Below are 16017 nucleotides of genomic sequence, written 5' to 3' on the forward strand. Positions count from 1 at the left end.
CTCGCCGGGATACAATGAACGACGGGACTTTGAAAGCCTTCTGCGCGCATATTCCCACCAGTTCAAGGTAAGACGTTAGGAGTTTTCACCATGGCGATTCCCGCCACACAGATGCGCCCCGGCATGGTCATCAAGCACAACGACAAGCTGCACTCAGTTTTCTCCGTTGAGCACCGCACCCCCGGCAACCTCCGCGCCTTCATCCAGGCAAAGCTGCGCAACCTGGAATCGGGCGCCATGTTTGAGCACCGCTTCCGCTCCGGCGATGCGATCGATCGCGTCATCGTAGACGACGTGCAGATGGAGTTCCTGTACCAGGATGGCGACGAGTACATCTTCATGGACATGAGCAACTACGAACAGACCTCGCTCTCGCGCGAGATTCTGGGCGATGCCGTGGATTACATGCTGCCCAACATTAAGGTGGACATCAGCTTCATCGACGGCAAGCCGGTGGGCGTGGAACTGCCCAACGTGGTTGAGATGACGGTTGTGGAGACGGAGCCGGGCATCAAGTCCGCAACTGCTTCGTCCGTTACCAAGCCTGCCAAGACCGAGACCGGTCTGGTGGTGCAGGTGCCGCCGTTCATCAACGAGGGCGAGAAGATTCGCATCGACACCGCTGAAGGCGCATACATGAGCCGCGCGTAAGCACGGCAGAAGAGAGACATCGAGAGGGCTGCGCACATCGCGCAGCCTTTTCGCTTCAGGAGCCGTCATGACATATCTTGTACGTTGTCTATCTGGTCTCGCCAGCATGCTCTTCGTTGTGACTGGGTCTTCACAGCAGCAAACACCTCCGGGAGGCGACCCTGTGGCGTGGGCAGCGGTTTCCATTCACCCTACCGATCCTACAAGTACCAAGAACAGTTGGGGCGACCAGCCTAACGGCATCTCAGATCACGGTATTGGTCTGCAAGGCCTTATCTCTCAGGCTTACAACTTCAGCGTGATGCCGTTCCGTGATGACGAGATCGAGGGATTGCCTGCATGGGCGAAATCAACTCGGTACGACGTGATTGCGCGTGTTGACCCGGACGATCAAGAAGCCTTTCGAAAACTTTCAAGCCTATCTATGCAGGAGACCGTTGCTGCATTTGCTGCCCGCCAGAGTACTGGAGAGATGCTGATGGAACAGGCTCTGCTGGCAGACCGATTCCATCTGAAGGCGCATTGGGAACCGCGAGAACGGACTGTCTATCTGTTGACAGTGGCGAAAAGCGGTGTACGAATGTCGCTTGCGGCTGACCCAAAGCATGGCGGCATGACATTCAACTCCGGAAAGCTGTCTGGTAAAGGAGTGCCCGTGCCATTCATCGCCAGTCTGCTTGCTTCTCCCGCTCAACGAACGGTGATGGATCACACCGGGCTGACCGGGCGATACGACTTCGATTTGCACTTCGCTCCCGAGAGCGTGACCGCTGCCGATGCGACGAGTGCAGAACCGGATTTCTTTACCGCTGTGCAGGAGCAGCTTGGATTAAAGTTGCAGAGTAGTAAGGCTCAGGTCCCAGTGCTGGTCATTGACCATGTTGAGCAGCCCACGCCGAACTGATGGCGTGTTCGCCCCATATGAGCTTTTCACTGCAGTGATTGGAGCGTACGGACGTGAAGAGTCCATTCCGAAGCCTTAGATTTCAAGCCGGCGCTTTCACTGTCGTCGCTCTTGGTAGCTTGATTGCGCAAGCCCAAACGACAACGCCGCCAGGTGGTGAGCCGCTGCAATGGATGGCGGTTTCCATTCATCAGATGGACCCTGCGCACGAGAACAACGCGTCTGCGAATGATCAGCCGAACGGCATCTCTGAACGAGGGGCGCCGCTTGCTTCGCTGATCTCGCAGGCTTATAACTTCGGCATCATGCCCATGCGCGACGACGAGATTACAGGGCTGCCAGGCTGGGCGAAGTCTGCACGCTACGACGTGGATGCGCGTGTGGCTCCCGAGGACGTACCGGCTTTTAAGAAGCTGTCCGGGCTATCGACTGCCGATACGATTGCCGCGTTCTCCACCCGCACCTATACGGGCGAGATGCTGATGGAGCAGGCGCTGCTGATGGAACGCTTTCACCTGAAGGTGCATTGGGAAAAAGGCGAACGCAATGTCTACATGCTGACTGCTGCCAAGGGCGGCGCTCGCCTGAAGCCCACGGAGTCTGATCCGAATCACGGCAGCATTTCCTTTTCTTCTGGACGCATTACCAGCAAGGCGGTGCCGGTGGTGTTCTTCGCTTCCATTCTGGAGATGCCGGCAGACCGCAAGATCGTAGACAAGACGGGATTGACCGGATCGTACGACATGGATCTGCATTTCTCTTCATCGAATCTGAGTGCCAACACCGGCGACGCCAACAACAACGATCCGGATTTTTTCACGGCGTTGCAGGAACAGCTTGGACTGAAGTTGCAACCAGCGAAGATGGAGATCCCGATTCTTGTGGTGGATCACATCGATCCGCCGACCGATAACTAGCCACAAAAGCAAAGGGCACGGATTCATCCGTGCCCTTCGTCGTTCTCACATGAAACTGCTTAGGCTTTGAGCGCAGCCGCCAGTTCTGCGAAGGCAACTTTGCTTTGTGCACCGTCGGCAAACTGCTTCACCGTGGCGATGCTTGCAGCCACTTCGTCTTCACCCAGAATGACAATGCTGCGTGCAATGCGATCTGCATTCTCGAAGCTCTTCTTCAGACGGAAGCTGCCGTCACCCACTTCCACTTCCAAACCGGCGGCGCGCAGTGAACGAGCCAGCGCCAGTGCCGCAGGATTCTGTGCGGTGGAGAGCGGTGCGATGTACGCGTCGATCTTTGCTGCAGCGGGCTCGCCCTCTGCCACAGCACGCGAGTCTTCCAGAGCCTGCAGTGTCAGGATGAGGCGGTCTTCGCCAATCGCAAAGCCAATGCCCGGAGCCTTCGGGCCGCCAAGCATTTCGCTCAGGCCGTCGTAACGTCCGCCACCCAGCAGCGCGTTCTGCGTTCCAAGGCCGAGATCAACGGTGAACTCAAACGTGGTGCGCGTGTAGTAGTCCAGTCCACGCACCAGTCGCGGATTCACTTCGTAGGGAACGCCGCAGGCATCCAGCGCGGCCTTTACCTGCGCGAAGTGTTCCATGGAGGCTTCGTCGAGGTAGTCGGCAATCTTCGGCAGCGCGTTGATGATTTCCTGGTCGGCCTCATCCTTGCTGTCCAGCACGCGCAGCGGGTTCGTCTCCGCGCGGCGCTGATTGTCGGGGCACATCTTGTCCTTTACTGGCGCAAGCGCCTCGCGCAGTGCCGCAATGTAGCGCGGACGATCTGTCGATGAGCCGACCGAGTTTAGATGCAGCTTCCAACCCTTGTATTCGTTCGCAGCAGAGGCGCGCGGAATGCCGAGCTCATCCAGCAGCGTTGCCAGCATCTCCAGCACTTCCGCATCGCGCAAAGCAGATTCGCTGCCGGACGATGTGGGGCCAATGACCTCAGCGCCGATCTGGAAGAACTGGCGATAGCGTCCCTTCTGCGGGCGCTCGCGGCGGAACATGGGGCCAATGTAATAGAGCTTCTGCAGTTGGCCGGTGTCGCCGAGCTTGTGTTCAATGTAGGCGCGGACCACGCCTGCGGTGTTTTCCGGGCGCAGCGTCAGTGACTGTGCCTTTTCGCTGGCAGCGCGTGCGCGGTCTTCCCATGTGTACATCTCTTTGCTGACGATGTCGGTTTCTTCACCCACGCCGCGCGCAAACAGTTCTGTTGCTTCCAGCACCGGCGTGCGTATTTCACCAAAGTTGTAGCGGGCAAAGACGGCGCGAACGGTGCTTTCCACGCGGTTCCACAAAGCAGTTTCAGGGGGAAGCAGATCGCGTGTGCCGCGGATTGCTTTCACGATAGAAGCCATAGTCATTAGTTTATCGGAGCCTGCACTGCGCGATTTCGCAGGAGTCATCGACAGTTTCCGTAAGCCATGTGTGCCTTTGTGTCGATAAAGAAGAGAGCATGACGGCGAGAGCAGTATCAAAATCTGCTCATGGATGAAAACTTCTTCTTGCTATTGCACCAGCCACGGTGCACCATATTGCTGTGTTCGCATCCGATGTGTTTTCATTGGCCACCTGCAACACGCACAAAGAAGATGTTGCATCCTAACCAGCATCGGTAGCGGAGGTTTGTGGACCATGATGTCTGATGATGATCTGAAGTACTACGCAGCGGCGCACGACGACTATGAGCCTGAGCTCGACGACGACGACGAAGAGGACGACTTCGACGACGACGAAGAGGACGAAGAAGACGAAGTGACGACCACCTCGGACGATGACGACCGCACGTTGGACGATGAGGAAGACGACATCGACGACGAGCCGGATACAGACGATGACACCGACAGCGAAGGCTCCGACCGTCTGCTTCACAGTGAGCATCACGCGGAACAGGCCACGCTGAAGGCAGCACCTTCGTCGCAGGTGGATCCTTACACGCCCGCAGAGAGCGAATCGGTAGAGCCGGAAGAAAGCGCAGCTGAAGTTTCAGTTGGAGTATCGTTGAGCTCTGCAGCGTCTGCTGTGAAGAAGGCTCCTGCAAAGAAGACTGCCGCGAAGAAAGCCGCAGCTCCTGCAGCGAAAAAGGCTGCTAAGAAAGCAGCGAAGAAGGCCGTAGCCAAGAAGGCTGCGAAGAAAGTGGCCAAGAAGGCCGCAAAGAAATCTCCCCCACCCGCAGCAAAGAAGGCAGCCAAGAAGGCCGCGAAGAAAGCAGCGAAAAAGGTGGCGGTGAAAAAGTCAGCACCCGCAAAGAAGACCACGGCTAAGAAAGCTACCGCGAAGAAGGCGGTCGTGAAGAAGGCTGTGGCGAAGAAAGTAGCGGGAGCAAAGAAGTCTGCCACGAAATCGTCAGCGACGAAACGTGGCGGCAACGTCGCCAGTAAGAAGGCGACGAAATCCAACCAGCGAGGAAAAACCTTGGCAACCAAGAAGGCTCCTGCAAAGAAGGCCGCGGCAAAGAAGACTGCCGTGAAGAAGGCTCCGGCGAAGAAGGCCGTAGCGAAGAAGGCTGTAAAGAAGGCTGTCGCAAAGAAGGCTGTTAAGAAGGCCGTTGCGAAGAAGGCCGTCAAGAAGGCCGTTGCAAAGAAGGCCGTCAAGAAGGCTCCGGCGAAGAAGGCTGCAGCTAAGAAGGCCACCAAGTAGTTTGGCGCTTCTCCTAACCGCAGACGGGTAACCGGCTGCACGTAGTTAAGGCAAGCAAAAAGGCCCGGCTCCTCCCCGTGAGGCTCCGGGCCTTTTTGCGTCTGGAGATAAGTTTGGATTCAGGTCAAGGGTGCATGTCGTGGGTATCGTGCCAAAGCATCCAGTGATCGTTCAGCGCATGCGCGCCGCACCTGGCATACACGCTCCTTGCGGACTCATTGGCCTCATCGACATTCACGCACACTTTGTGAATTTTCTGTTGGATGAACCAATCGCCCATCTGCGCAATCAGGAGGCCGGAGATACCAATGCCTCGTTTCTCCGCAGCGACGTTCAGCCATTGCAATTCTCCATCGCAGCCCAGCCGCGTGGTTTTGTGTCCGGCAACGAAGCCGATCACATCCGCATCGACAGCCACAAAGAGGGCTCGCTCCAAAAGAGCGTGTTGAGGCATATGGATTCCTTGCTTGTACCGCGTGATCCTGTCGACCCAGAACGCTTCATCTGCCCATTCGGGAGCGCGGATGCGAGCCATTGCTGCAATGTCTTGCTCTTCAACAGGCCGGATGATCATGGAATCCTTCCGTAATGCAGCAGACAAATGAAGAGAGCGGGCCATAGAAGGCCCGCTCTGGATATGCTGCAAAAGAACGATGCGGTTTAGGACTTTGCCTTCTTTGCTTCGTCGATGGCCGCCAGAACTTCTTCGCTGTGGTTCTGCACCTTCACGTCTGGCCATACCTTTACGATCTTGCCCTTGGGCGAGATGAGGAAGGTAACGCGCTTGGCGAAGTGGTTGGGGCCAGCAGCTACAACGGGCACGCCGTACTCATCCACAACCTTGTGCTCGGGGTCAGCCAGCAGCTTGAAGGTCAGGTTCTCCTTGGTGCAGAACGCCTTGTGGCTGTCGGCGGTGTCCAGGCTCACACCCAGAACCGCGGCGTTGGCCTTGTCATACATGGCCTGGTCGCGCTGAAAGTTGTGCGCTTCAATGGTGCAGCCCTGCGTCTGATCCTTCGGATAGAAGTAAAGAACAACCCACTTGCCCTTGTACTGAGCAAGGCTCACCTGTTTGTCTTCCTGCGAGGGAAGAGTGAAGTTCGGGGCAGCCGCGCCCGGTTCCAACAATCCTGCAGCGGCAGCGGCCATCGCCATCCGCGCCGTTCCTGCTACCGCCAATGCGGCTACCAACACCATGGACCACAATCCTGCACGCTGCATATACATCTCCCTTGGGATCTACCGGTGACAGTATGACTCAGCGGCCCGGTGCTGGGTAACAGGAAATACTCAAAATTTCATCGAAACGATGCGCCGCTTTGCCGGTTAGGCCGGTCGCAGCTCGCCCACCACGGAAATGCCTGCGGCGTCGGCATCGCGCAGCATGTTCTCTTCGTCAAACAGCAGCGTGCGTCCTGCCTCCACGGCGAGGCATGTCGCTCCAGCAGCCTGCATGGCGCGGATGGTGGGAACGCCCACCACCGGAACGTCAAAACGAAGATCCTGCTTGGGTTTGGCAACCTTCACCACCGTTAGCGAACGCGCCAGCGTAGAGGCATCGTCTTCCAGCGATCCCATCAGCGTACCGGCGCGGGCAATGCAGGCGTCCGTGCCTTCCATGGCTTCCACGGCGACGCACGCACCGGCTGCGATCACGACTGTCTGCCCCAGATCGAACCCTGCAATGCCACGGGCGACCGTAAGGCCGTAGGCAATGTCGTTGCGCTCGGTTTCATTCGGAGCGCGTTGGGTCAGCACACCTTGTTTTGCCAGCATGGGTTCCAGGTATGCCGTGGAGCTGATCAGTTCAATGCCTTCATCGCTCAGCACTTTGGCTACCGCGCCCAGCAGCATGTCGGTGTTGCGTGTGCTCAGGCTCATCAACAGCTTGGCCAGGCGCCAGTCGGGACGGATAGCAGAGAAGATTTGCTTGTGCCGCACCTGCCCGGCCATCACCGCGTTGTGTACGCCAGCCTTCTGAAAGGTGTCGATCAGTTTTGACAGTTCGCCAAGGCTCATCCAATGGACTTCCATGCCGCTGTCGCTTGCGGCGCGCGTGTCCATCTCCGGATCGGTCTCTTCCTTGATGGCTGCGACCACAACGTGCAGCCCACGCGCACGTGCTGCTTCAAGCAGAAGAAAAGGGAAGCGTCCGTTGCCAGCGATTAATCCAAGCCTGTCCATCAAGCGTCATCGTCCCACGCCGGAGGGGATTCGTTCAATGGCACTCCGTGGGGTTGATGCTCGCGTTACCCTTGAACGTGATGCGAAGCCTGTTTGCCGCCGTTGCCGTTTTGTCTCTTGCTGTACCTGCCGTTGCGCAGGATGCTGCTGTGCACACCGTGGAAACATCCCCCGGTTTCCGTGACGCCGCGCTGAAGAACTTTCAGGGATACGAGTCGAGACTCAGCACGCACTGCCCCGCAGTCACGCCGGACTGGAACGCTGCATCGCACAAGATCTACGGCAAGCCAGTCGCTGGCGCTGACGGCAATCTGAGCAATGCAACGTGGGTGGAGAGTGTTCCCGGAACTGCCTGCGGCGAGCATCGGCGCTATCGCGTTCTGGTGACGATCCGTGGCGGCCATGCGGCCGTTGCGCCGTTGTTGCCGGGGGAGAGCATCGCGACACCGCAGCTGGAAACCGACGCGCAGATGCCCTTGATGAAAGCAACGGCGGAGTTTGTTCCCAAGGGCCAGACCTGCCCGGTGGATGTGCTGGATACGAAACTCGATGGTCCCATCCCTACCGTGGCGCGCGGCGCATGGAATGAGACCTGGACCGTCCGCACCTGCAACCGCACCCTGCACGTGCCCATCCGCTTCGTGCCAGACGTGGTGGGCGAGGGAACCAGCATACGGATTGAGTCGAAGGCTGTGACTGTGGCGCAGTAAAGGACATTTTGCCGGAAGTTTCGTGGCATAATGTCCTTATGGCGACCCTAACCACAGTTCGGGCTCCACAAACCTTCTCAGCTGAACTGGGCATTGACCTGTTTTCGATTGAGGCGGGTCTGCCCCTGGATTCGCTGGCTACGCTGGTGGAGTTGACGGGAATGACCTGGGCTGATGTCTATCAGATCGTCATCCCGGCCCGGACACTGAAGCATCGTCGTGCAAAACGTCAGGCACTTTCGATTGAGGAATCGGACCGTCTTGCTCGTGTGGCTCGAACGTTTGATCATGCCATGCGTGTCTTCGGTGATCTTGAGCGGGCGCGCCTCTGGTTGGAGCGTCCGAAGCATCGGTTTGAAGAACGAACGCCGCTGCAAATGCTCGTTTCAGAAATGGGCGGACGTTTAGTGGAAGAGATGCTTGGCCAGATCGAACATGGAATCTTTGCCTGAATATGGAGTTGTGGCGCATCAGCCGCTTTCCTGATCTGGCGGGTCTTGGAGGGTTGAAATATGCTGGCCGCTGGCATAGCTCTGGCCGCGAGATTGTTTATTTCGCTGACTCGCTGGCAGCCGCAATGCTCGAAATACTGATCCATCTGGAAATTCAGGAGGACGAGATTCCTCTTGGATATCTTGCTTTGCAGGTTGCATGCCCGGACGACATGACGGTGGACACCCTGTCTGTCACCGCCGACGCTTGGCAAGAGGATTTAGCAGCAACCCGGAAAGCTGGCGACGCATGGCTGAAGGACAACACGACAGCCTTGGCGCGGGTTCCATCCGCGGTGTTACAGGACACAACAAATTTCCTATTGAATCCGCGTCATCCTGACGCCGCACGGCTTGTATTGCAAAGCAGAAAGCCATTGCGTTTCGACCCGCGGCTCATCAAGCGTATGCGCCAGCCTACTTGATAATGCCGCGTTCGCTCTTGGCGACGAACTCGGCAAGATAAGCGACGCGTTCCCCGAATTCTCCACTGGCCACCTTTTCACGGATGGCTTCGAGTGCCTGCGTGGTATTCATCTTGCTGCCCTGCAGCAGGCGATAGGCCTGGCGAAGCTGCTTGATCTCATCTGGTGTAAAGCCGCGGCGCTCCAGGCCCACCCTGTTGATGCCGAATGCCTTGTTCTCGCGGCGTACGCTGGTCAGGCTGTAGGGCAGAACGTCCTGTGTGATGGTGGTGCCGCCGCCAATGTAGGCGTAGGCGCCGATGGTGCAGAACTGGTGCACGGGGGCGTTCGCGCTGAGGACGGCGTAGTCCTCCACCGTGACGTGTCCGGCCAGCGTGGAGCCGTTGGGCAGAATGCAGCCGTTGCCGATCTTTGAGTCGTGGCCAATGTGGACATAGGCCATGATCAGGCAGCCATCGCCGATCTTCGTTTCGCCGCCACCGCCTACGGTGCCACGGCTTATGGTGACGTTTTCGCGGATGGTGTTGCCGTTGCCGATAGTCAGCTTCGTCGGCTCGCCCTTGTACTTCAGATCCTGCGGACTGCAGCCGACCGAGCTGAACGGGAAGACGCGATTGTCATCGCCCATGGTCAGGTGGCCATCCAACACCACGTGGCTTACCAGTTCGCAGCGTTCGCCCAGCACCACGTTCGGTCCGATAGTACAGAAGGGACCAACGGTGCAGCTCTCTGGAATAATCGCGCCCGGCGCAACGAAGCTGGTGGGATGGATTGCCATGGGAGCTAGACGGCTGCCTCAGGCAGCGTAGGGCCGTCCTGCTGCGGATTCGATTCGCCCGCAGTTTTTGCAGGAGCGGCTGCCTGCGATGGACGCGGTACAAGCTGGCAGGTCACGGTGGCTTCGCAGGCTACCTTGCCGTCGACCGTGGCCACGCCCTGCATCTTCACGGCGCGCGAACGCCAGTTCAGCACGGTGACTTCAATCTTCAACTGATCGCCAGGAACGACGGGTTTGCGGAACTTCGCGCCGTCAATGCCGGTGAACACCATCAGCTTGTTTTCGCGGTCAGGGATTTCGTTCAGCAGCAGTGCGCCGCCCGCCTGAGCGATAGCCTCAATGATGAGCACGCCCGGCATCAACGGATAGTCAGGGAAATGGCCGGTAAACTGCGGCTCATTCACCGAGATGTTCTTCAGGCACACGATGCGCTGCTTCGGTTCGACCTCAAGAACGCGGTCAATCAGCAGAAACGGATAGCGGTGCGGAAGCAGCTTCATAATCTGCTGCACATCCATGACGGGGGCGACGATCTCACTCATGACTCTTGTGAGTATAGTTCGCCCCGTCTTCTCACGGTTTTATTGCGTTTCCGTGAACGGGTTTCCACGGCAAAGTTCGCCCATATCAAGTCAATTTAACTGCAGAGTTGTCTTCTTTGCGGGCGAGCACAATCGGTTGGTAGAACGTTGTCGTTTCTGGCATCAGCCATTCGATTTCTCTGAATCCGTGTGATGCAAGGCTCTGGGTAAGCTCGGCGCGCGTTATGGCGCGATATCGAGACGCATAGTGCTTGCTTGTCCAGACTGAGGCTGTGTTCCAGGTCAGATAGAGATGAACGTCGTATTGGTTGCCATCCCAGTCCCACACCTGATGAACAAAGCGGCGAGTCTCATTCTCGGAATAAAAAGTAGGGCCTTGAAAGGATGGGCGAGTGGGTAGCAGGCTGTCGTAGTCACGAATCGTGGCAAGAAGAACACCGCCGGGCCTCAAACGAGCGGAAATATTCTCCAGCGCGCGGCCCAGATCCTCATCGGACAACAGGTGAGGCAGAGAATTATCTCCGGCCATTACCGCGTCGAACTCTGACGCGGGAAGAGCAGAAAGATCTCGCATGTCGGCCACATGGAATTCGATATTCAGTCCCAAACTGCTCGCTTCACGGGCCGCTCGCTTTACTGCTGCCTTGCTTAGATCAGTGGCAACGACCGTATGACCGCGTTGGGCAAGCCCGAGTGCTTGTGTTCCGATCCCGCAGGCACAGTCAAGTATCTTGAGGGGACCGCGAACCAGCTTGTTTTCGAGCAACGGCCCGAGCGTACCTGCCTGCCGTTGAACCGAGCGACCCCAGTCCTCAAAGATCAGATGATAGTGTTCTGCCAAATCATCGTAGAACCCCGCGGTGTCCGTACTCATGGTCCTCCTCAACAGTGGGGCGCACTATCTGGCGTTGCTCGATTCAGCCGGGGCTGCCGTCTCTCCCTGTGGCTGCAGCCACGGTTCTTCGAAGCGGATGCCCACGGATGCGTCGCCGCAGATCCTTGCTTGCAACGGCGCGGAGACATCGCCCTTGTCGAGCTTCACAGTGCCTTTTGCCACGTTCACGCAGGTGTTGTGGTCATAGACTTCGCCCGAGACCCAGCGCAGCGCCGAGCGTGCGGACTTGCCCGGAGCGAGAACTACAGGAGTCAATACCGGGCCTGGGTGCATCCCCTTTGGGGTGTCGGGTTGGGCTTTGAGGGGTGCGTTGGTGATGTCCAACCAGGTGATTTGCGGACGGCGCGGCACCGTGCAGGTTCGCAGCCCTATGTTGGTCAACACAAGATAGGCGCCGGAGTGAGACATGCCGTTGAACTCGCCGTCGGCAGTATCAAAGCTCAGAGCGATATCGAGCGCTGTGCAGGTGGATGGCTGCGCGTCCTGTTGTGGCTGAGCGGCAGGGACCAGCCCCTTCCCTCGATATGGCGAAGAACAGCCACACGACAGAAGCAGGAAGGCGGCGATACACAGACGTGATGCTTTCTTCATTTACTGTTGGATGCGGCTGTTAGTCCTTGTGCTTGCCGAGAGGTGCGTTAGGCGCGAAGAGAGCCGGATCGACGGGCTTGTAATGAATTTCTTCCACGAAGCGCTGCGCCACCATGTCGCCGTTGAAATAGCGCGTGGTGACGTAGGGAGTAGGAATGCCATCGACGTCATGCCAGTCGCTGTACTCTTCCACGTCCTCGTCAAAGTCGCTGTATTTCTCGTTGCGGAACTGGAACACACGGCGCAGCGGGTAGTGATTGCTCAACTCAATGTCTACGGTGACAGAGTCGTTGTGCTTGTCGATGAGTGTGACCTCTTCCACCTCGCGTCGCGCCACGACTTTATGACCACCATAGACGAGCAGTGTCTGCGGATCGGTGAGCCATGTATTTGCAATGGAATCGATGGAGTAATGAATGCGACGGAAGTAGGCTTCCTGATCTTCCTTGGGCAGCGGCTTACGGCCGCGATAGGTCACTTCCACGCCTTCGGTGGTGGTCCATATCTGAACGACGTCGCGCTTCTTCGTCAGTTCAATGCGGTCTTCCCACTGGTTGTTGGGTAGCGCATGGTGAAACTGAACGTATTCGCCCACGCCGGTAGGTTCGTTTTTGTAGAACGATGAGGTGCGGCCTCGCAGAACGTAATCGCCGCGGTTCAGCCACTTCTGCCCGCCCAGCGCTGTGTACATGGTGTTCAGCGCAGCACGTGCCTTGGCCTGATCAATCTCTTCACCCGGTTTGGGCTGCGTGACAATGATCTGCTCTTCGCGCTTGTTTTCCTGTTTGGGTGGCAGGGTCAGCGTGCGTTCCTGCGCGCGCGCAACGAACGGCATGAGAAAGCAGAACGCAGCGATCGTTGTTATTCCGTTGCGAACACGCTTTTCCATCGAACTCTCCATAGATCTTTTATCCAACCAGCACCGCGCCGCCATTCACGTTGAAGATCTCGCCTGCCACAAATCCTGCAAGCGGTGTGCAGAGAAACAGGATGGGCCCAGCGATTTCTTCCGGTGTGGCGACACGGCCCAGCGGAATGGCGCTGAACACCTTCTTAGACGCGATTGGATCGGTGAGAGTACTTTCCGTCATCTCGGTATGCACCCAACCTGGCGCAACGCAGTTCACGCGGATGCTTTGCGGGGCGAGTTCTGTCGAAAGCCCCTTGGTCATGCTGATGAGGGCGCCCTTGGTGGCGGCGTAGTCGGCATGGAAGGCTTCGCCGCGTTGTCCTGCGGTGGAGCTGACAAGGATGATGTGGCCGCGCACGCCATCGATGGGCTGTTGCGATTGCATCTGTGCCACCGATGCGCGGATGAGTCCGAAGACGCTGTCCAGGTTGATGCCGATCGTGCCGTTCCATTGTGCGTCGGTCATGCTACCGATGGGCGCGTCGTGCGGCGGCCAGATGCCATGATTGGCAACGAGAATATGTAATCCACCGAAGTGCTTTATGGCAGCTTTTACCAGAGCATCGCCATCTGCCGCGGTGGCAAGCTCCTGACGGATGGCCACGCACCATTCCGGGCCGCCGCACTCATCCTGTAGCGCGAGAGCCTGCGCTTCTGCCGCACGGTAGGAAAACGCAACCTTCGCGCCGGCCTTGCGAAACAGGCGAACAGCCGCCGCACCAATACCGCGCGAGCCGCCGGTGATGAGAGCGACGCGGCCTTCAAGAGAGAGTGAGACACCTGCATGTTGCATGTGTTCACGCTACACGATGCGTTAGAACAACCGCTCCGCACGGCGCAGATTGCCCGCGGTGCCAATGTTGGCCAGCGTGAAGTTGAAGCGATAGGCGTTTTCGTTACGCACGCTGCCCAGTTCGTATTTGCGGTATTCACCGGAGATGCCGCAGCAGTTCCAGTTATAGGAAACCTGCGATGCGGCGTACTGCACCTGCGACAGCTTCAGATCGATGCCCGCATTGGCAGCGATGCTGAGACCGGGTTTGGAAGGAGTTCCATAACCCAGCAGCACGCGGAGCTGGCTAAAGTCGCTGATCAGGGATGTGGCTGTGCTGCCGCTCCCAGTATCGGTGGTGAAACGTCCTGGCGCATAGAGACGCGCATGGCTGAATCCGCCAAAGAAGTTGCCCTGATGGTAGTCGACGAAGACGTTGCTCTGACGCATGCGTCCTGCGTGCAGGTCATAGGCCATGTCCCACTCCATGTCGATGTGGTCGGTGGCGCTGAGTTTCATCTCGCTCACAAGGGGCGAGGCGCTGCGAAAGTCCGTAAGGAACGCGATGCCGCTGAGGTCGAGCGTGCTATCCAGAACGTTGCGGCGATTCAGCACCAGCACACCGTCGGGATTCGTAGGAGTCAGGTATCCGCCAAACGTGTCATCGAAGTAATGGCGCTGCACCAGCTTCCAGCGAATCGTTTCGCGTGTGCCGCCGCAGGACGAATTCGTTTCTGCGGGGTCTTCGTTGGCGTAGCAGGCACGTGTCTTGGTGGGGCGCAGGAACAGGCGCTGCGTAAATCCGTACTCCAGTTCGTTGCGGTTCGCGACAACGTCAGTGTCATCGAAGCGCAGCGTGCGGGCAAAGTCGCTAACACCGCTGGCGTAGCGGTAGTTCATCTCAGGTTCAATGGTGTGACGCGCTTCACGGCCCAATATTTTGCGGAAGGCGCCCGTGTCGAAGGTGCGCTCCAGAACCGGGAAACGCATCTCCATGCCCGCTTCTGTCACGAAGCGATTCAAGCCGGGGGCGCGTTCGGTTGGCACCGGGCCGGGCAGGGCTGTCGCCGCTCGCGAGTGCGAATAGTACGTATCGTGCAAACCTACCGAGGGGCGGAAGCGGAACCCGGCAAAGCCAAAGGGCATGGAAAGCTGCGGATGAACGTCATAGCGACTCACCAGATCCGATGCAAAGCCTGTCTGTGCGGAAGGTGTTCCTTGCGTCCGTTTCAGGCCCGCATATTGCAGCGTGGAACTCCATATAAACGGCGTGGTGCCGATGCGACGCTCCAGCGAATCCAGATCGAGTACAGGTGCGTGGAAGATACGGATCTGTTCGCCGGTGCTGACAATCTTCAGGCCCTGATAGCGCTCCATCTCTAATGCCGCGACATAGCCGTTGCGAGCAGTCGTGCCGTACAGATAGGACTTGATGTCGGATGACACGGCCTGATTGAAGTTGTCGGTAAAGGCCTCGCGGTAGATGTAGCTGCTCAGATATTCAGCGTCTGCAGCGGCGCGCGTGTGGAGTGAAAAGTCCTTGCGCCCCGAGAACGCGACATCTTCACCACCCTGATTGACGTAGGTGTTCGCCGTGGTCGTTTGGCCATTCGTGGTGGTGGTCGTTGCCTGGTAGAAGCCACGATCCAGCAGTCCGGAGTACCGCGCGCGAAGGAAATCGTTGTTGCGGCCCTGCATACGGAAGCTGGCGGACTGCTCCCAACCGCGCCGCGAGAAGTATTCCGCACCTACGGTCAGATCGGCGGAACGACCCAGCGTCATGTAGAACTGTTCACCGATCACGATTCCTTTCGTGGTCGAATTGCCAGCGATTGGAATCATGAAGCCGCTTTGGCGTTCTTCGCTGTCGGTGGGGTGCGTGGCGTAGGGCAGAAAGAACACCGGGATGTTGTACAGCCGGAAGATCGTGTTCTTTGCGCGTGCCTTGCCGTCCTGAACCAGAAAGTGTCCCGCGGCCAACTGCCAATCGGGGTGCGGCAACTGGCAACTGGTGACAGTGCCGTCGATAATCTCCATCTGCTGCGGTCCGGTGCGGATCACTTCGCGACCGGTGAACAGGAACGGATTTTCCGTGGTGTACGTGGTGCCGCGTGTCGACAGCTTCACGCCAATAGAGCCGGACACGTTGTACATGCGGCCGTTTTCCGTATGGATGTTCAACAGCGCGCGGGTGGCCTGCATGGTTTCTTTGCCGCCGTCCGCGACGATGTGTACATGGCCTTCGGCCTCCGCGTCGCCAGTGGTCTGGTCATAGCGGATGTGGTCGGCTTCCAGTCGATAGTCGCCGTAAGTGACGACGACATTGCCGTCCAGCAGCAGCATGTTGCCATTGCGGCTCTGGCGGTCGCTATCGATGATGATCTTTTTTGCCGAAGGCTCCGGCACAGGAATGGCTGTGGGAAACCGTTCCGTGCCCGGATCCTGCGGTAGATCGCGCGGTTGCGGCGTTGCGGCAGGGGATGTATCGGCAGGGGGTTCCTTGGCAGTTACCTGCTGTGCCGTCGCAGACACTCCAAACGCCGCCGCCAAAGTGATACACCAGCAAAT

The 16017-nt window shown here is 58.1% G+C and carries 18 protein-coding genes; 7 read left to right on the forward strand and 11 right to left on the reverse strand.

From position 1 onward, the window contains the following. The first annotated feature begins 90 nt into the window (after positions 1-90). The 3 genes from efp (at position 91) to JAO32_RS02160 (ending at position 2472) form a co-directional block, all read left to right on the forward strand. Positions 91-651 carry an elongation factor P gene (efp, locus tag JAO32_RS02150; protein WP_334237028.1) on the forward strand — a complete coding sequence of 187 codons (561 nt, stop codon included), beginning with the start codon at positions 91-93 and terminating at the stop codon, positions 649-651. Between the two features lie 67 nt (positions 652-718). Then, positions 719-1555, forward strand: coding sequence for a TIGR03435 family protein (locus JAO32_RS02155; RefSeq protein WP_334237030.1), 837 nt, complete (start codon positions 719-721; stop codon positions 1553-1555). Positions 1556-1674: 119 nt separating this feature from the next. After that, positions 1675-2472 (forward strand): TIGR03435 family protein, encoded by a 798-nt coding sequence (locus JAO32_RS02160; protein WP_334237032.1) that lies wholly within the window; start codon positions 1675-1677, stop codon positions 2470-2472. A 59-nt stretch (positions 2473-2531) separates the two neighbouring features. Here the strand turns inward: JAO32_RS02160 and hisS are convergent, their stop codons facing one another. After that, entirely contained in the window at positions 2532-3869 is a 1338-nt protein-coding gene (gene hisS / locus JAO32_RS02165) for a histidine--tRNA ligase (protein WP_334237317.1), read from the reverse strand. Positions 3870-4146: 277 nt separating this feature from the next. Here hisS and JAO32_RS02170 point away from each other — a divergent pair, with 277 nt between their 5' ends. After that, positions 4147-5151, forward strand: coding sequence for a hypothetical protein (locus JAO32_RS02170; protein WP_334237034.1), 1005 nt, complete (start codon positions 4147-4149; stop codon positions 5149-5151). Between the two features lie 124 nt (positions 5152-5275). Here JAO32_RS02170 and JAO32_RS02175 read toward each other — a convergent pair whose 3' ends face one another. From JAO32_RS02175 to JAO32_RS02185, 3 genes are all read right to left on the reverse strand, one after another. Then, positions 5276-5725, reverse strand: a complete 450-nt coding sequence (locus tag JAO32_RS02175; protein WP_334237035.1) for a GNAT family N-acetyltransferase — start codon at positions 5723-5725, stop codon at positions 5276-5278. 86 nt (positions 5726-5811) lie between these two features. Further along, a complete protein-coding gene (locus JAO32_RS02180; protein WP_334237037.1) occupies positions 5812-6372 on the reverse strand; it encodes a peroxiredoxin in 561 nt (186 codons plus the stop codon). A gap of 105 nt (positions 6373-6477) precedes the next feature. Further along, positions 6478-7335 carry an LpxI family protein gene (locus tag JAO32_RS02185; RefSeq protein ID WP_334237039.1) on the reverse strand — a complete coding sequence of 286 codons (858 nt, stop codon included), beginning with the start codon at positions 7333-7335 and terminating at the stop codon, positions 6478-6480. Positions 7336-7415: 80 nt separating this feature from the next. Between JAO32_RS02185 and JAO32_RS02190 the strand changes: the two genes are divergently transcribed. The 3 genes from JAO32_RS02190 to JAO32_RS02200 are packed head-to-tail and all read left to right on the forward strand — an operon-like array spanning position 7416 to position 8961. Next, positions 7416-8045 (forward strand): hypothetical protein, encoded by a 630-nt coding sequence (locus JAO32_RS02190; RefSeq protein ID WP_334237041.1) that lies wholly within the window; start codon positions 7416-7418, stop codon positions 8043-8045. Positions 8046-8083: 38 nt separating this feature from the next. Further along, the gene (parS, locus tag JAO32_RS02195; protein ID WP_334237043.1) at positions 8084-8497 is read left to right on the forward strand and encodes a type II RES/Xre toxin-antitoxin system antitoxin; all 414 of its coding nucleotides are present in this window, start codon (positions 8084-8086) and stop codon (positions 8495-8497) included. 2 nt (positions 8498-8499) lie between these two features. Continuing rightward, complete coding sequence (locus JAO32_RS02200) at positions 8500-8961, forward strand: RES family NAD+ phosphorylase (protein WP_334237045.1); 462 nt, start codon at positions 8500-8502, stop codon at positions 8959-8961. Here the strand turns inward: JAO32_RS02200 and lpxA are convergent. The 7 genes from lpxA to JAO32_RS02235 form a co-directional block, all read right to left on the reverse strand. After that, positions 8954-9739 (reverse strand): acyl-ACP--UDP-N-acetylglucosamine O-acyltransferase, encoded by a 786-nt coding sequence (gene lpxA / locus JAO32_RS02205; protein ID WP_334237047.1) that lies wholly within the window; start codon positions 9737-9739, stop codon positions 8954-8956. The two genes, JAO32_RS02200 and lpxA, sit on opposite strands and share 8 nt — an antisense overlap. 5 nt (positions 9740-9744) lie before the next feature. Continuing rightward, a complete protein-coding gene (gene fabZ, locus JAO32_RS02210) occupies positions 9745-10281 on the reverse strand; it encodes a 3-hydroxyacyl-ACP dehydratase FabZ (RefSeq protein WP_334237048.1) in 537 nt (178 codons plus the stop codon). Positions 10282-10366: 85 nt separating this feature from the next. After that, positions 10367-11155: a class I SAM-dependent methyltransferase gene (locus tag JAO32_RS02215; protein ID WP_334237049.1), complete on the reverse strand. Its 789-nt coding sequence runs from the start codon at positions 11153-11155 to the stop codon at positions 10367-10369. A gap of 24 nt (positions 11156-11179) precedes the next feature. Continuing rightward, positions 11180-11767 (reverse strand): DUF4232 domain-containing protein, encoded by a 588-nt coding sequence (locus JAO32_RS02220; protein WP_334237051.1) that lies wholly within the window; start codon positions 11765-11767, stop codon positions 11180-11182. 19 nt (positions 11768-11786) lie between these two features. Then, positions 11787-12656: a hypothetical protein gene (locus JAO32_RS02225; protein WP_334237053.1), complete on the reverse strand. Its 870-nt coding sequence runs from the start codon at positions 12654-12656 to the stop codon at positions 11787-11789. Positions 12657-12675: 19 nt separating this feature from the next. After that, positions 12676-13470, reverse strand: a complete 795-nt coding sequence (locus tag JAO32_RS02230) for an SDR family NAD(P)-dependent oxidoreductase (RefSeq protein ID WP_334237055.1) — start codon at positions 13468-13470, stop codon at positions 12676-12678. 21 nt (positions 13471-13491) lie between these two features. Further along, entirely contained in the window at positions 13492-15981 is a 2490-nt protein-coding gene (locus tag JAO32_RS02235; protein WP_334237057.1) for an LPS-assembly protein LptD, read from the reverse strand. Between the last annotated feature and the right edge of the window lie 36 nt (positions 15982-16017).

It is taken from the genome of Terriglobus sp. ADX1 (genome assembly GCF_036877645.1).
GTDB lineage: Bacteria > Acidobacteriota > Terriglobia > Terriglobales > Acidobacteriaceae > Terriglobus.

Bases quoted from the DNA above. Each gene is read 5' to 3' on its own strand.
- JAO32_RS02190 (WP_334237041.1), top strand. From the start codon at position 7,416: ATGCGAAGCCTGTTTGCCGCCGTTGCCGTTTTGTCTCTTGCTGTACCT.
- JAO32_RS02215 (WP_334237049.1), bottom strand. From the start codon at position 11,155: ATGAGTACGGACACCGCGGGGTTCTACGATGATTTGGCAGAACACTAT.
- JAO32_RS02180 (WP_334237037.1), bottom strand. From the start codon at position 6,372: ATGCAGCGTGCAGGATTGTGGTCCATGGTGTTGGTAGCCGCATTGGCG.
- efp (WP_334237028.1), top strand. From the start codon at position 91: ATGGCGATTCCCGCCACACAGATGCGCCCCGGCATGGTCATCAAGCAC.
- hisS (WP_334237317.1), bottom strand. From the start codon at position 3,869: ATGGCTTCTATCGTGAAAGCAATCCGCGGCACACGCGATCTGCTTCCC.
- JAO32_RS02220 (WP_334237051.1), bottom strand. From the start codon at position 11,767: ATGAAGAAAGCATCACGTCTGTGTATCGCCGCCTTCCTGCTTCTGTCG.
- parS (WP_334237043.1), top strand. From the start codon at position 8,084: ATGGCGACCCTAACCACAGTTCGGGCTCCACAAACCTTCTCAGCTGAA.
- JAO32_RS02225 (WP_334237053.1), bottom strand. From the start codon at position 12,656: ATGGAAAAGCGTGTTCGCAACGGAATAACAACGATCGCTGCGTTCTGC.
- JAO32_RS02200 (WP_334237045.1), top strand. From the start codon at position 8,500: ATGGAGTTGTGGCGCATCAGCCGCTTTCCTGATCTGGCGGGTCTTGGA.
- JAO32_RS02230 (WP_334237055.1), bottom strand. From the start codon at position 13,470: ATGCAACATGCAGGTGTCTCACTCTCTCTTGAAGGCCGCGTCGCTCTC.
- fabZ (WP_334237048.1), bottom strand. From the start codon at position 10,281: ATGAGTGAGATCGTCGCCCCCGTCATGGATGTGCAGCAGATTATGAAG.
- JAO32_RS02185 (WP_334237039.1), bottom strand. From the start codon at position 7,335: ATGGACAGGCTTGGATTAATCGCTGGCAACGGACGCTTCCCTTTTCTT.
- lpxA (WP_334237047.1), bottom strand. From the start codon at position 9,739: ATGGCAATCCATCCCACCAGCTTCGTTGCGCCGGGCGCGATTATTCCA.
- JAO32_RS02170 (WP_334237034.1), top strand. From the start codon at position 4,147: ATGATGTCTGATGATGATCTGAAGTACTACGCAGCGGCGCACGACGAC.
- JAO32_RS02155 (WP_334237030.1), top strand. From the start codon at position 719: ATGACATATCTTGTACGTTGTCTATCTGGTCTCGCCAGCATGCTCTTC.
- JAO32_RS02175 (WP_334237035.1), bottom strand. From the start codon at position 5,725: ATGATCATCCGGCCTGTTGAAGAGCAAGACATTGCAGCAATGGCTCGC.